The following is a 16,393-nucleotide window of genomic DNA, read 5'->3' on the forward strand; positions in this document are numbered from 1 at the left end:
AGGGGAGTGCCAGAATGAGAATATTTGCTGTTGTTTTTTAACTGGTTGAATAATAAAGGGTAAATTAGAAGGGGATGACGAAGGTGAATGTTCGGCTATGCAGAAATTTGCGCACTGTGCAAATTCCTGCATAGCAAGTTTTGGTGTTATACATCCGCCGGATCGATACCGTATTCCTGAAGTTTATACATCAATGCACGGCGACTGATGCCCAGCATTAAAGCCGTGCGGGTTCGGTTGCCGTCCTGTTGTTCCAGAACTTCCATAATGATGCGTTTTTCGACGCGTTTAATTTCCTCTTTTAAATTACGCTCACCGGCAGGGGCTGTTTTGGCCTCACCAGCGCTACAGACAGGCTGACGAATCTGCGGCGGAAGATCCTCAGAAAAAATGATCGGGCCTGAATTCATTACGACGGCGCGTTCAATGACGTTGGAAAGCTCACGAATATTTCCCGGCCATGACCAGGCTGTAAGCAGTGACATTGCCATCGGATCGATATCGATAATATCGCGCTGATTCTCACTACTGAATTTTTGCAAAAAGTGATTAGCTAACAGGGAAATATCTTCCCGACGATCGCGCAGAGGTGGCAGTATTAAATGAATAACGTTAAGGCGATAAAAGAGATCTTCACGGAAAGTGCCTTCTTTAACCATTGCCTGCAAGTCGCGGTTGGTGGCAGCAATGATGCGGATATCAACTTTTATGGTTTGATGGCCGCCTATCCGTTCAAATTCCCGTTCCTGAAGAATGCGTAGTAATTTGGCTTGCAGTACCAGCGGCATTTCGCCAATTTCGTCGAGGAGCAGAGTACCTTCGTTGGCGCGTTCAAATAATCCCTGACGCAAGGATTGTGCACCAGTAAATGCGCCTTTTTCATGACCAAACAGTTCACTTTCGAGCAACGATTCCGGTAGCGCCGCGCAGTTGACTTTAATAAATGGCCCCTTTGCCCGCCGCGAATTGTAGTGAATCGCTCTGGCAATCAATTCTTTTCCGGTGCCACTTTCACCGCTAATCAAGACGCTGGCCTGAGAAAGGGCAATTTTGGCGGTGTCTTTGCAGATGTCCATCATCGCCGGGCTGTTGGTGAGAATGTGCCCCCATTGCCAACTAGTGCTCAGTGCCTGGTGCAGATGGCGGATCTCTTTTTTCATTGACTGGAGTTGTAAAGCTCGCTGAACGATTAAATTCAACTCATCGAGATCAAACGGTTTGATAACATAGTCGAAGGCACCGCAACGTAGTGCTTCGACGGCGGTTTCCACTTCAGCATAGGCCGTCATCAGAATAACGGGGGTTCGGGTTTCACGGCTGCGCATCTCCTTTAGTGCCTTGATGCCGTCCATCTCTGGCATGCGGATATCCATCAGCACCACGTCAGGGTGAATATCGGCAAACAGTTGTAATGCTGTGCGTCCGTTGTTCGCACAATGTGTTTCGTATCCTTGTAGTGCAAAAGCGGTGCTCAACATACGGCGAACATTATCTTCATCATCAACAATAAGGATGCGATTAATAGCGGTCATACGGTCTGATTTCCCTGCGGGTTGATCGGTAAAATAAGGGTGAAGGTTGCGCCGCAGCCCGGCAAACTGGCCACGCGAATATCCCCCTGATGGGCGTTAATGATGCGCTGACTTAACGCCAGACCAAGCCCTGTTCCTGAGGCTTTGGTGGTGAAAAAGGGATCGAAGATCTTTTTTTGCAGCGAGAGATCAATGCCACAGCCGTTGTCTTCTATCGAAATGGCCTGTTGTGAGTCACTGTACTGCCAGGTTCGAATGCGAATTTTCCCTCGTGCACTGATAGCCTGGACGGCATTGATCAGGATATTCAGTAGTACCTGTTTGAGCAGTTCACGATCGGCGCTAATCGGGCTTAATTCATCATCCAGTTCGCTTATGAAGTCGACCCGCGCTTGTACTCCGGCTGTTTGCACCAGTACCAGAGTTTCTTCAATCAATGCATTAAGGCTGACTTGTTGCCATTGACTGTGGCGTGGGCGTGAAAAATCGAGCAATTGCTGAATGACTTTGTTAATTGAGTCGATTTCTTTGAGCACAACGGACAGATATTCCTGATGTATTAGGTCACTGGTTTGTTGGCGTAGGATCTGCACATAACCACGGATAGCCGTCAGCGGATTACGTACTTCATGCGCCACGCCTGCCATCAGTTCACCCAGGGTGGCGAGGCGTTCAGCTTGCGCCATGCGGCGTTGGGTTTCTTTTCGGGCAGTTAAATCAGAGAAAATCACCAAAGCACCTATCATTTCACCATGCGTGTTATGAATACGACTGGTAGTGACACTGAGTTCAATGGTGCGGTCACGGCCTGGAAAACTGATTTCCAGTGCCACGTGTTCGGTGCCATGTTCCAGCGTATCCAGTACAGGACTGTAGAACTGAGTATTGTCGAACAACATGGCGTAAGGCTGCCCTACCAGTTCATGACGTTGATAGCCAGTGATGATTTCTGCTGCGGGGTTCATGGTGGTTACATCCCCCTGGCGGTCAATGGCAATGACGCCATCGGCAGCGTTTTCAATAATCAGATCGTTAAGTGTCCGCGTTTCACGCAGTGCCTGGGCGAGGTTGTTAACACTCTGGCTGATTTGCCCCATTTCACCGGGCAATTGTGGTAATCGGGTAGGAATATTTTGCGCCAGAGTCGAGAGGCCATCGGTGATGATATCTATATTGGCGCTCAGGCGACGGGAGAAGAGCACAATCAACAGCAGGCTAATCAGCAAACCGGCGGTGAGCACAATGATAATCCTCACATCCATTTTCCAGGCCTGGCGTTGAATATCTTCGGTTAATTCATTGGCCCAGATATAACCGAGGACTTCACCATTACGTTCAATGGGAATCATTGAATTCAGAATATCGCCGCGAACTTGCCTGCCTGAATAAACTAAAGGTGTATTTGTACGCATTACTTCGCGACCAGGGTGATCCGCGGCGATAGTAACGCCCACATTATTCTGATATAGCGCTGAAGGCGCGTAGGTGATTATCGCATCCAGCGTCTTGTTGTAATAACCAGCACCTATCCCAGGGAAGGCGTGAGTGATATTTTCGGTAATGGGAGCAAGTTCTGCGTTCAATGCGCGGATACGCTCTTCACGCGGTAAGTTGTTGTAGAGATCGTAGCGATCGCCTAGCGCCTGATTAAGCAGATTGACCACGGCAGAAAGTTTTTTCTCTTTTTCAGATAAGACTGCTGAACGTCCTTCCGTTTCTACGATATAACCAATAGTAAGCGTTGGGACAATGACCATCAGGATTGCCATCAGGATCATTTGATTGCGTAAGCGGCGTGGATAAATCCACTTCATATAATTCATGCTGAAATCCACCAATCTTGTCCGGTATATGACGATTATCGGGGGTTAAGGTGATGATTTCTCGGCGGTGTATCATATTACCGGGATGACAGAACATTGCGGTGGCACGTTTTTACCGCTACCTTAACCACACTCCATCGGTCACCTGAGGCGGAGCTTCGCCCCTTTGAAATACCTTGCTTCTTTTCGTACAACCCTGAAAGTTTCGCGCTATATGTTCAGAGCATTGGCGTTATTGCTCTGGCTGTTGATTGCTTTCTCATCAGTGTTTTACATCGTCAATGCTCTGCATCAGCGAGAATCTGAGATTCGTCAGGAATTTAACCTGAGCTCCGATCAGGCTCAGCGGTTTATCCAACGCACTTCTGATGTGATGAAAGAGCTGAAGTACATTGCCGAAAATCGCTTGTCTGCAGAAAACGGCGTACTTTCCCCGCGTGGGCGGGAAACGCAAACGGATGTGCCCGAGTTCGAACCGCTGTTTGCCGATTCTGACTGTTCCGCGATGAGTAACACCTGGCGGGGATCTCTGGAGTCGCTGGCATGGTTTATGCGCTACTGGCGCGATAATTTCTCTGCAGCTTACGATCTCAACCGCGTATTTTTGATCGGCAGCGATAACCTCTGCATGGCAAACTTTGGTTTGCGTGATATGCCTGTTGAACGCGATACCGCCTTGAAAGCTCTGCATGAGCGCATCAATAAGTATCGTAATGCGCCGCAGGATGACAGTGGCAGCAACCTCTATTGGATCAGCGAAGGCCCGCGCCCTGGCATCGGGTATTTCTACGCGCTGACGCCGGTTTATCTGGCGAACCGTTTGCAGGCCTTGTTGGGCGTTGAACAAACCATTCGGATGGAGAACTTCTTTTTACCGGGTACATTACCGATGGGAGTCACCATCCTTGATGAGAATGGTCATACCCTGATTTCGTTGACCGGACCGGAAAGTAAAATCAAAGCTGAACCGCGTTGGATGCAGGAACGCTCCTGGTTCGGTTATACACCAGGTTTCCATGAGCTGGTGCTGAAGAAAAATCTGCCGCCGTCATCGTTAAGCATTGTTTACTCGGTGCCCGTTGATCAGGTGCTGGAACGCATACGTATGCTGATCCTCAACGCGATTTTGCTCAATGTGATCACCGGGGCGGCGTTGTTTACCCTCGCGCGGATGTATGAGCGGCGTATTTTCATTCCGGCGGAAAGCGACGCCCAGCGTCTGGAGGAGCATGAGCAGTTTAATCGCAAGATTGTCGCCTCCGCGCCGGTCGGGATCTGCATTTTGCGTACCGCTGATGGCGTCAATATTTTGAGTAACGAACTGGCGCATACCTATCTCAATATGCTTACGCATGAGGATCGCCAGCGGCTGACGCAAATTATTTGCGGTCAACAGGTCAATTTTGTCGATGTCCTGACCAGCAACAATACCAATCTGCAAATCAGTTTCGTCCATTCGCGCTATCGTAATGAAAACGTGGCGATTTGCGTACTTGTCGATGTTTCTTCACGTGTGAAGATGGAAGAGTCGCTGCAAGAGATGGCGCAGGCAGCAGAACAGGCGAGCCAATCGAAATCGATGTTCCTTGCTACCGTCAGCCACGAGCTGCGTACACCACTGTACGGCATTATCGGTAACCTGGATCTATTGCAAACTAAAGAGTTACCGAAAGGCGTTGACCGTCTGGTGACGGCAATGAACAACTCTTCCAGTCTGCTGTTGAAAATTATCAGCGACATTCTCGATTTTTCGAAGATTGAATCGGAACAGTTGAAGATAGAACCGCGTGAGTTTTCACCGCGTGAAGTGATGAACCATATCACCGCCAACTATTTGCCGCTGGTGGTGCGTAAACAGCTTGGTTTGTACTGCTTTATTGAACCGGATGTGCCGGTAACCTTAAACGGTGATCCGATGCGTTTACAGCAGGTCATCTCCAACCTGTTGAGTAACGCCATAAAATTTACCGATACAGGCTGCATTGTTCTGCATGTCCGTGCCGATGGTGATTATCTTTCTATTCGCGTTCGCGATACCGGCGTGGGTATCCCGGCGAAAGAAGTGGTGCGGCTGTTTGATCCCTTCTTCCAGGTGGGGACAGGCGTTCAGCGTAACTTCCAGGGAACCGGTCTGGGGCTGGCGATTTGTGAAAAATTGATCAGCATGATGGACGGTGACATCTCGGTGGAGTCTGAACCTGGTATGGGAAGCCAGTTTACCGTGCGTATTCCACTGTACGGCGCACAATATCCACATAAAAAAGGCGTTGAAGGGTTAACGGGTAAACGCTGTTGGTTGGCGGTACGCAATGCGTCGCTATGCCAATTTATCGAAACCAGTTTGCAGCGCAGTGGTGTAGTCGTTACAACATATGAAGGTCAGGAACCGTCACCTGAGGATGTGTTGATTACTGATGAGCCGCTGAGTGAAAAATGGCAGGGCAGAGCGGTGGTGACTTTCTGCCGCCGACATATTGGCATTCCGCTGGAAAGAGCGCCCGGTGAATGGGAGCATAGCGTTGCTTCGTCGCATGAACTGCCTGTGCTACTGGCGCGTATCTATCGGGTTGAGATGGAAAATGATGATCCTGGCAACGTTCTGCCGCTGGCGGACAAAGAGTCTACCAGCAACGACGACATGATGATTCTGGTGGTTGATGATCATCCTATTAACCGTCGCTTATTGGCCGATCAGCTCGGATCGTTGGGTTATCAGTGTAAGACCGCAAATGATGGTATCGATGCGCTTAATGTTCTTAGCAAGAATCACATTGATATCGTGCTTAGTGACGTTAACATGCCGAATATGGATGGTTACCGGTTAACGCAGCGTATTCGCCAATTGGGGCTAACATTGCCGGTAATCGGGGTGACAGCCAATGCGTTGGCCGAAGAGAAGCAGCGATGCCTGGAGTCCGGGATGGATAGTTGTCTGTCGAAGCCGGTGACGCTGGATGTCATAAAACAGACGCTGACGATGTATGCCGAAAGAGTCAGGAAAGCGCGGAAATCATCGTAGGGTGCGGTCGGTGTAAATGTCTGATGCGACGCTGGCACGTCGTATCAGGCCTGCGTTTGTGCAATCTATTGAAATATTGGGATTTGTAGGCCGGATAAGGTGTTTACACCGCATCCGACCTGTTGGCTGGCTAAATTACTCTTTATCCGCCGGACTTAAGGTAACAGAAGAAAGATAGTTCAGCAGGGCGATATCGTTCTCGACGCCCAGCTTCATCATCGCGGATTTCTTCTGGCTGCTAATGGTCTTGATGCTGCGGTTGAGCTTTTTGGCAATCTCGGTAACCAGGAAACCTTCTGCAAACAGGCGCAGTACTTCACTCTCTTTAGGCGAGAGACGCTTGTCGCCGTAACCACTGGCACTGATTTTCTCCAGCAAACGAGAAACGCTTTCTGGGGTAAATTTCTTGCCTTTTTGCAACGCGGCGAGGGCTTTCGGCAGATCCGTAGGCGCGCCTTGCTTCAGTACGATCCCTTCGATATCCAGGTCCAGTACAGCACTAAGAATTGCCGGGTTGTTGTTCATGGTCAGAACAATGATCGACAGGCTTGGGAAATGGCGCTTGATGTATTTGATCAAGGTGATCCCGTCACCGTATTTATCTCCAGGCATGGAGAGATCGGTAATCAACACGTGCGCGTCCAGTTTCGGCAGATTGTTGATCAGTGCTGTGGAATCTTCAAATTCGCCGACAACATTCACCCACTCAATTTGTTCAAGTGATTTTCGAATACCGAACAGTACTATCGGATGGTCATCGGCAATAATTACGTTCATATTGTTCATGTAATAGGCTACCTTGCTACAGCAAGCTCTTGACATAGCTGTCAATGTCGCTGATGTATTTTTCTGTTCCTGGAACATCCTTCTCACGAATAAGATGTTCCAGCGTTTCACATAACTGCTTGCCGGGTACCAGATTTAGCATGGCAAATACGCCTTTAAGACGATGAGCCGTTTGGGCTAATGCAGCAAAGTCACTGGTTGCTGCTTCAGTATATAGCCTCTTAACATCATCCGGTACTGTGTCTACAAAGAGCGCATAATAGCCGCTGGCATGGAGTTGCGCATTTTCATCTCCACCCATAGGCGATTCTGTCACCTCTTCCTGCGCCAGTTGCACTTCAATTAATTGTAAGACTGCTTCCTGCATAGCATTGCTCATATTGAAATTGACGCACAATTGACCAGGCCCAATTTCCCGTACGCCAGACTCATCATCGCTTAAAAGCAAGCCAGAGGCAGTAAGATTAGACGGATTATCCGTTAAAAAGATATCATAATCCTGACTAATTAATCTTTCATCGGGTGTGATACAGGTTGCACCCCAATTTTCTAACTGGCGAGTGACAATATTCCGAATTTCTGTAGAAGTTACATCCACCATCACGGTGACATCATCCAGTAAACGTTCCTCTTCCTCTTCAACGTCCGGATCTGTCGGGAGCATTTTGATATGCACGGAGTAGCGTGTACCAAGGCCGTCCCGTGTTTTGATGTTTAAATGACCGCCCAGTTTGCGCGCCAGTTGATCACTCAACCAGAATGCCAGCGGGTCTGCCTTACCATAGCGATCGCTCTGGGTCTGGTTGATGAACGGGAAATGTAAATTATCCATTTCATGAATACTTACACCATCTCCGGTGTCCAGAATACGGAAAGTCAGACGTTCTTCGGAGGATTCATCCTGATCAACCTCGAGGGTAATTTTCCCCAGTTGCGTTGAGGTGACGGCATATTGCATCAGCAGCAGCAAAATATGGCGTAAGGCATCACGATCGCCACGGCGCACGTCATGTGCTTTCAGATGATTGTTAATCAGTAGTTGCAGACCTTTGCGTTTGATCGCAGGCAATACAGAAGGCACCACTTCATCAATTAAATCCTGCACGGAGAAAAGCGCAGTCTCGCTCTTCCAGCTATCGTCCGCCAGCATGTTCGCTAACTGAATTTCATCAACCAGTCGTACTAATACGTCCGCCTGATTCGCCAGTTGTTTGCTTTCCGGCGAGTTAAGTTTTGCTGCGCTTTCTGCAAGCCCCCGGGCTGGCTCCTTCAGTGCGTTACCAATGTTTTGCATAAAAGCCATCCGGCCCTGCTGATTTTTCTCATACAGACGCTGTGCCTGCTTGAGTTTCTTGTTTACCAGCACTTCGCGATCCTGATCGCGAATAATGAAGATTTGTGTACGCGGCGCTACCTGGCTGCGGAACATGCGAATCTCATACAGTTCGTTATTAACAGTCGCCTGAATGATTCCCTGATGTTGCTCTGCCATAGTGGTGATATTTTGCAGATTCAAATGCGGTAGCAGATGGTCGGCAATCTTATTGCTTATTACTGTGCGATTCGATTCCTGATCGTGAACCAGCAGGCCGAGCGGTAGGAGTGACACAATCTCTTCATTTATTGCCCGCAAAATACGCAGTTCGTTATTCACTGCAGTACTGGGGGCTCTTTCCGTGGTGCGGCCGGAGAAATGGCGAAAGGTGGTATAACCAAAAAGCGCCAGCGCCAGCAAACCGATGTTCAGTAGCAGTGGCAGCAGAATGTTTTGCAATGTATCCAGCAGTAAAGTGCCGTAAGGAACCTGCCAGACCAATCGCATATCGGTGGAGTTGAGCGCCGAAGAGATTTCAATTTTAGAACTGTTGAAGTTAATGCTGACGCTGTCTGCGGTTTCTTTCTCATTATTATTGTTACCCGTTGCGCCCGCTTCTGGCTCAAGACGGAAGCTATCCAGCGGCATCCCCGGCGGGATCAGGTCATTAATAGGCAGATCAAATGCAACCACCGTCGCCAGATGTCCTGGCTGGTTAAAGGTGGTACGCAAGGTAAAGTAATGGCCGTTCTGCCAGGCAAGACGACGCAGATTAGAAAAACTTTCGCGTTCATCCAGTGCGTTGGCCTGTTGCAGCATCTCCGCGCGACGTGAGTCGACAATGTCACTGACGGTCGACTCTTTGAAACCAGAAGTGAGATCTTTTAATGGCAGAGTAGAGATCAACACCAGGCTGTTATCCTGGCCGTTCAGATAATACATCGACCACGGTACATTTTCTGCGCCCCATAATGTGTCCAGATAAGTAGACATTCGTTGGGTCATCTCAAGCGTTGAATTGTCGTGAGAACCAAAGATCAGGGCTTCTGTTTTGCGGCGTGGTTTTTCCAGATAATAGACATCCTGTTTCAGACGCGTCTCTTGCAAACCTTCACTGGTGGAAGACGAAGTCGTCGCAGCGATGTTGTCGTAGATCTGCCAGGTCACGTAACGCCAGGTATCGACACGCTTTTGTATAGCATGGGTAATGTCGACAATCTGGTAGCTTTTATCTTTTAGCCAGGTGTTGACAGCGCTTTGTACCATCACTCCCATCGTCACAAGTAACACAATGATCAACAGTAAAAAGAAGCGGGTAATGCTCCCCGGTAGGAGTGAAAAGCGGGTCGTGGCCGTTGTCTCTTTCTGACGCATTCGTGTTTATGACCTGTTAAAACTTCTCGAAGTGATAGGGCAGTATAAAGGGTATAGAGCGAAATTCCAGACTATTACCAGATAGATGGTTCTCTCTTCCCCAATGATATTTATCCTTTTGCACGATGGGAAAGAGATGTACATGCGGCATTTTTTGTACAAATAATCTGCAAAAAGAACAAAGTTAATTACAAATAAGGAAAGATGGCGGGGAATTATAATATTGTTAATTTTATGTGAAATTATTAACAGTTGTTATAATTTTGTATGGGTAGCACAAGAAAATAAAAGTTGTGTAAAGAAGGGTAAAAAAAACCGGATGCGATGCATCCGGTTGAAATAGGGGTAAACAGACATTCAGAAATGAATGACGGTAATAAATAAAGTTAATGATGATAGCGAGACATATTTTAGTTGCGAGTGAAGATTTTGTTTTGGCATTCAGTGCTATCAACGACTTAAGAATAAGTTATTGATTTTAACCTTGAATTATTATTGCTTGATGTTAGGTGCTTATTTCGCCAATCATCAAGAATCTTAAAAAGTTCCATCACATTTACATTTTGAAACATCTATAGCGATAAATGAAACATCTTAAAAGTTTTAGTATCATATTCGTGTTGGATTATTCTGCATTTTTGGGGAGAATGGACTTGCCGACTGATTAATGAGGGTTAATCAGTATGCAGTGGCATAAAAAAGCAAATAAAGGCATATAACAGAGGGTTAATAACATGAAAGTTAAAGTACTGTCCCTCCTGGTCCCAGCTCTGCTGGTAGCAGGCGCAGCAAACGCTGCTGAAGTTTACAACAAAGACGGCAACAAATTAGATCTGTACGGTAAAGTAGACGGCCTGCACTATTTCTCTGACAACAAGTCAGAAGACGGCGACCAGACCTATGTACGTCTTGGTTTCAAAGGCGAAACTCAGGTTACTGACCAACTGACCGGTTACGGCCAGTGGGAATATCAGATCCAGGGCAATACCTCTGAAGACAACAAAGAAAACTCCTGGACCCGTGTGGCATTCGCTGGTCTGAAATTCCAGGATATCGGTTCTTTCGACTACGGTCGTAACTACGGCGTTGTTTACGACGTAACTTCCTGGACCGACGTTCTGCCAGAATTCGGTGGCGACACCTACGGTTCTGACAACTTCATGCAGCAGCGTGGTAACGGCTTCGCGACCTACCGTAACACCGACTTCTTCGGTCTGGTTGACGGCCTGAACTTTGCTGTTCAGTATCAGGGTAAAAACGGTAGCGTAAGCGGCGAAGGCATGACCAACAACGGTCGTGGCGCTCTGCGTCAGAACGGCGACGGCGTTGGCGGTTCTATCACTTATGATTACGAAGGCTTCGGTATCGGTGCTGCAGTTTCCAGCTCCAAACGTACTGATGATCAGAACAGCGCTGCTTACATCGGTAACGGCGACCGTGCTGAAACCTACACTGGTGGTCTGAAATACGACGCGAACAACATCTACCTGGCTGCTCAGTACACCCAGACCTATAACGCAACTCGCGTAGGTTCCCTGGGTTGGGCGAACAAAGCACAGAACTTCGAAGCTGTTGCTCAGTACCAGTTCGACTTCGGTCTGCGTCCGTCTGTAGCATACCTGCAGTCTAAAGGTAAAAACCTGGGTGTCATTGCTGGTCATAACTATGACGACGAAGATATCCTGAAATATGTTGATGTTGGTGCTACCTACTACTTCAACAAAAACATGTCCACCTATGTTGACTACAAAATCAACCTGCTGGACGACAACCGTTTCACCCGCGCTGCTGGCATCAACACTGATGACATCGTAGCTCTGGGTCTGGTTTACCAGTTCTAATCTCGATTTATATCGAACAAAGGGCCTGCGGGCCCTTTTTTCATTGTTTTCAGCGTACAAACGCAGTCTTTTGGTGTACTCTTGCGACCGTTCGCATGAGGATAATCACGTATGGAAATGAACTTTACCCGTGTGGCATTGCTGGCTGCCGCGCTCTTGTTTGTTGGTTGCGATCAAAAACCACAACCCGCCAAACCCAACGCTCCTGAAGTTACCGTTCTTGAAGGCAAAACGATGGGAACCTTCTGGCGTGCCAGCATTCCGGGCATTGACGCCAAACGTAGTGTTGAACTCAAAGAGAAGATCCAGACTCAGTTGGATGCCGACGATCAGCTACTTTCGACTTATAAAAAAGATTCCGCGCTGATGCGTTTTAACGACTCGCAAAGTTTATCGCCGTGGCCGGTAAGTGAAGCGATGGCTGATATCGTCACCACTTCGCTACGCATTGGCGCAAAGACTGACGGTGCGATGGATATTACCGTCGGGCCGCTGGTGAATTTGTGGGGCTTTGGCCCGGAGCAACAGCCGGTACAAATCCCGACCCAGGAACAGATCGACGCGATGAAAGCCAAAACCGGCTTACAGCACCTGACGGTAATTAATCAGTTGCATCAGCAATATCTGCAAAAAGATGTGCCGGACTTATATGTCGATCTCTCCACCGTGGGTGAAGGTTATGCGGCAGATCATCTGGCGCGCCTCATGGAGCAGGAAGGTATTTCCCGCTATCTGGTGTCGGTTGGCGGCGCACTGAACAGCCGGGGCATGAATGGTGAAGGGCAGCCGTGGCGGGTGGCGATCCAAAAACCGACCGATAAAGAGAATGCGGTTCAGGCCGTGGTCGATATCAATGGCCACGGGATTAGCACCTCCGGTAGCTATCGCAACTATTACGAGCTGGACGGCAAACGCCTGTCCCATGTTATCGATCCGCAAACCGGGCGTCCCATCGAACATAATCTGGTGTCCGTGACGGTAATTGCCCCGACGGCGCTGGAGGCCGATGCCTGGGACACCGGGTTAATGGTTCTCGGGCCGGATAAAGCCAAAGAAATCGTTCGCCGGGAAGGGCTGGCGGTCTATATGATCACCAAAGAGGGCGATAGTTTTAAAACCTGGATGTCGCCGCAGTTTAAAAGCTTCCTTATCAGCGAAAAAAATTAAAGCGCAAGATTGTTGGTTTTTGCGTGATGGTGACCGGGCAGACTAGAGGCTATCCTTAACCAGGGAGCTGCTTATGAAAAACGCCACATGCTTAACTGACGATCAACGCTGGCAATCTGTCCTGGCCCGCGACCCGCACGCCGACGGCAAATTCGTTTTCGCCGTGCGTACCACGGGCATCTTTTGCCGCCCGTCTTGCCGCGCCAGACATGCCCTGCGGGAAAACGTCTCCTTTTATGCGGATGCCAGCGAGGCGCTTGCCGCAGGTTTTCGCCCCTGCAAACGTTGCCAGCCGGACAAAGCCAATGCCCGGCAAGACCGGTTGGATAAAATCACCCATGCTTGTCGGCTGCTGGAACAAGAAACGCCCGTGACGTTGGAGGCTTTAGCCGACCAGGTGGCGATGAGTCCATTCCACTTACACCGTTTATTTAAAGCTACGACCGGAATGACACCAAAAGCCTGGCAACAGGCCTGGCGCGCTCGTCGCTTGCGCGAATCGTTAACGAAAGGGGAGAGCGTCACCCAGGCGATTCTCCACGCCGGATTTCCCGACGGCAGCAGTTACTACCGTAAAGCCGACGAAACGCTGGGCATGACGGCTAAACAGTTTCGTCATGGTGGCGAAAACCTGGCTGTTCGTTATGCGCTGGCCGATTGTTCGCTGGGGCGTTGCCTGGTGGCGGAAAGCGAGCGGGGGATTTGCGCGATTTTACTGGGCGATGACGATGCGGCATTAATTGGCGAGCTACAGCAGATGTTTCCTGCCGCCGACAACGCCCCTGCTGATCCGACATTTCAGCAACATGTGCGCGAGGTCATCGCCAGCCTTAATAACCGTAATACGCCGCTGACGTTACCGTTGGATATTCGCGGCACCGCTTTCCAACAACAAGTCTGGCAAGCATTGCGTTCCATTCCTTGTGGTGAAACAGTGAGTTACCAGCGACTGGCAAATTCCATCGGCAAACCAACAGCGGTGCGTGCAGTGGCAAGTGCTTGCGCCGCCAATAAGTTAGCGATCGTTATACCTTGTCATCGGGTGGTACGTGGCGATGGCGCACTTTCCGGTTACCGCTGGGGTGTTTCGCGTAAAGCGCAATTGCTACGTCGCGAAGCTGAAAATGAGGAGAGGTAATGCTGGATCTGTTCACTGATGCTGAACCCTGGCAAGAACCGCTGGCTTCCGGCGCGGTGATCCTGCGCCGTTTTGCTTTTGATATCGCAGAAGATCTGATGCAGGAAATTAACGGTGTCGCCAACCAGTCGCCGTTTCGCCAGATGGTTACACCGGGTGGGTATACCATGTCGGTGGCAATGACCAACTGTGGACGTCTTGGCTGGACGACTAACCAGCAAGGCTATCTCTATTCGCCTATTGATCCACAAACAAATAAGCCGTGGCCCGCCATGCCGCAAGGCTTTCGTGATTTGTGCCAACGGGCAGCAACGGCGGCGGGGTATCCCGATTTCCAGCCTGACGCTTGCCTTATCAACCGCTACGTCCCTGGCGCGAAACTGTCATTGCATCAGGATAAAGACGAGCCGGATCTGCGCGCGCCAATTGTTTCTGTTTCTCTGGGACTGCCTGCAATTTTCCAGTTTGGCGGCTTGAAACGTAATGATCCGCTAAAACGTCTGTTGCTGGAACATGGCGATGTGGTGGTGTGGGGCGGTGAGTCACGGCTGTTTTATCACGGTATTCAATCGCTAAAAGCGGGATTTCATCCACTGACCGCCGACTGTCGCTACAACCTGACCTTTCGCCAGGCAGGTAAAGAAGAATAAAAATAAGAATTATTATTGCTGTGTGTGCGGAGATGTTTAAACTGCGGGCTGTAATTCATTGTCCGGGTTTTCTGCATGGAACTTCTTGTACTTGTCTGGCGGCAGTATCGCTGGCCATTTATCAGTGTGATGGCGCTCAGCCTCGCCAGTGCGGCGTTAGGCATTGGCTTAATTGCTTTTATCAATCAGCGTCTTATCGAAACGGCAGATACCAGTTTGCTGGTGTTGCCGGAGTTTCTGGGTTTATTGCTGCTGTTGATGGCGGTAACACTGGGATCGCAACTGGCGCTCACCACGCTGGGCCATCATTTCGTTTACCGACTGCGTAGCGAATTTATCAAGCGGATTCTGGATACCCACGTCGAGCGCATTGAACAACTGGGCAGTGCCTCATTGCTGGCGGGGTTAACCAGCGATGTGCGCAATATCACCATCGCTTTTGTGCGCTTACCTGAACTGGTGCAGGGTATCATTCTCACTGTGGGTTCGGCGGCGTATCTGTGGATGCTGTCGGGTAAAATGTTGCTGGTAACGGCGATCTGGATGGCAATCACCATCTGGGGTGGTTTTTTGTTGGTGGCGCGGGTGTACAAACATATGGCGACCCTGCGAGAAACCGAAGACAAGCTGTACACGGATTTTCAAACTGTACTGGAAGGGCGCAAAGAGCTGACCCTGAACCGCGAGCGCGCCGAGTACGTTTTTAACAATCTCTACATCCCCGATGCGCAAGAATATCGCCATCATATTATTCGTGCTGATACATTCCATCTTAGTGCCGTGAACTGGTCGAACATTATGATGCTGGGCGCAATAGGCCTGGTGTTCTGGATGGCAAACAGTCTCGGTTGGGCTGATACCAACGTTGCGGCGACTTATTCGCTGACGCTGTTGTTCCTGCGTACACCGCTGCTTTCGGCGGTTGGTGCGTTGCCGACGCTGCTGACGGCACAGGTGGCGTTCAACAAGCTGAACAAATTCGCGCTCGCGCCTTTTAAAGCGGAGTTTCCGCGCCCGCAGGCGTTTCCCAACTGGCAAACCCTGGAGCTGCGTAACGTGACGTTTAGTTATCAGGATAATGCTTTTTCCGTTGGCCCGATTAACCTCACTATTAAACGTGGCGAACTGCTGTTCCTGATTGGTGGCAACGGTAGCGGTAAATCGACGCTGGCGATGTTGCTGACGGGGTTGTATCAGCCGCAAAGCGGTGAAATTTTGCTGGATGGCAACCCCATCAGCGCTGAAAAACCAGAAGATTATCGCAAGCTGTTTTCCGCCGTGTTTACCGATGTCTGGTTGTTTGATCAACTGCTGGGGCCGGAGGGTAAAACCGCAAATCCACAACTGGTTGAGAAGTGGTTAGATCAGTTGAAAATAGGTCATAAGCTTGAGTTAAGTAACGGGCGTATTCTTAACCTGAAGTTATCGAAAGGGCAGAAGAAACGCGTGGCGTTGTTGCTGGCACTGGCAGAAGAACGCGACATAATCCTGTTGGATGAATGGGCAGCGGATCAGGATCCACACTTCCGCCGTGAGTTTTATCAGGTATTACTGCCGCTGATGCAGGAGATGGGCAAAACGATTTTCGCCATCAGTCATGACGACCACTATTTTATTCACGCCGACCGCCTGCTGGAAATGCGCAGTGGGCTGCTTAGCGAACTAACCGGCGAAGAGCGTGATGCCGCTTCGCGTGATGCCGTTGCCCGGACGGCATGATATTTTGACGCTTACCTGACGGACTTCTG

General features: G+C 49.5%; 10 protein-coding genes. 6 read left to right on the forward strand and 4 right to left on the reverse strand.

The window, feature by feature from the left end:
* Positions 1-146 precede the first annotated feature (146 nt).
* A complete protein-coding gene (gene atoC, locus ESM_RS0105670; protein ID WP_000125306.1) occupies positions 147-1,532 on the reverse strand; it encodes an acetoacetate metabolism transcriptional regulator AtoC in 1,386 nt (461 codons plus the stop codon).
* Positions 1,529-3,355, reverse strand: a complete 1,827-nt coding sequence (gene atoS / locus ESM_RS0105675; protein WP_001516745.1) for a two-component system sensor histidine kinase AtoS — start codon at positions 3,353-3,355, stop codon at positions 1,529-1,531. Before atoS ends, atoC begins: the two co-directional genes overlap by 4 nt.
* Positions 3,356-3,521: 166 nt before the next feature.
* Here atoS and rcsC point away from each other — a divergent pair, with 166 nt between their 5' ends.
* A complete protein-coding gene (gene rcsC, locus ESM_RS0105680) occupies positions 3,522-6,374 on the forward strand; it encodes a two-component system sensor histidine kinase RcsC (RefSeq protein WP_000876092.1) in 2,853 nt (950 codons plus the stop codon).
* 135 nt (positions 6,375-6,509) lie between these two features.
* On the opposite strand, the gene rcsB is transcribed toward rcsC, so the two are convergent.
* Positions 6,510-7,160 (reverse strand): response regulator transcription factor RcsB, encoded by a 651-nt coding sequence (gene rcsB / locus ESM_RS0105685; protein WP_001516743.1) that lies wholly within the window; start codon positions 7,158-7,160, stop codon positions 6,510-6,512.
* A 16-nt stretch (positions 7,161-7,176) separates the two neighbouring features.
* The gene (gene rcsD, locus ESM_RS0105690; protein ID WP_001249161.1) at positions 7,177-9,849 is read right to left on the reverse strand and encodes a phosphotransferase RcsD; all 2,673 of its coding nucleotides are present in this window, start codon (positions 9,847-9,849) and stop codon (positions 7,177-7,179) included.
* A 734-nt stretch (positions 9,850-10,583) separates the two neighbouring features.
* On the opposite strand from rcsD, the gene ompC reads away from it, so the two are divergent.
* From ompC to yojI, 5 genes are all read left to right on the forward strand, one after another.
* Entirely contained in the window at positions 10,584-11,690 is a 1,107-nt protein-coding gene (gene ompC, locus ESM_RS0105695) for a porin OmpC (protein ID WP_000865591.1), read from the forward strand.
* A gap of 111 nt (positions 11,691-11,801) precedes the next feature.
* A complete protein-coding gene (apbE, locus tag ESM_RS0105700; protein ID WP_000425712.1) occupies positions 11,802-12,857 on the forward strand; it encodes an FAD:protein FMN transferase ApbE in 1,056 nt (351 codons plus the stop codon).
* 73 nt (positions 12,858-12,930) lie between these two features.
* Entirely contained in the window at positions 12,931-13,995 is a 1,065-nt protein-coding gene (gene ada, locus ESM_RS0105705) for a bifunctional DNA-binding transcriptional regulator/O6-methylguanine-DNA methyltransferase Ada (protein ID WP_000786341.1), read from the forward strand.
* Positions 13,995-14,645, forward strand: coding sequence for a DNA oxidative demethylase AlkB (alkB, locus tag ESM_RS0105710; protein ID WP_000885047.1), 651 nt, complete (start codon positions 13,995-13,997; stop codon positions 14,643-14,645). The genes ada and alkB overlap by 1 nt, the downstream gene beginning before the upstream one ends.
* A gap of 75 nt (positions 14,646-14,720) precedes the next feature.
* Positions 14,721-16,364: a microcin J25 efflux ABC transporter YojI gene (gene yojI, locus ESM_RS0105715; RefSeq protein ID WP_000422223.1), complete on the forward strand. Its 1,644-nt coding sequence runs from the start codon at positions 14,721-14,723 to the stop codon at positions 16,362-16,364.
* Positions 16,365-16,393: the final 29 nt, after the last annotated feature.

Origin of the sequence: Escherichia sp. TW09308 (assembly GCF_000208565.1) — a bacterium.
In the GTDB taxonomy this organism is placed as follows: Bacteria; Pseudomonadota; Gammaproteobacteria; order Enterobacterales; family Enterobacteriaceae; genus Escherichia; species Escherichia marmotae.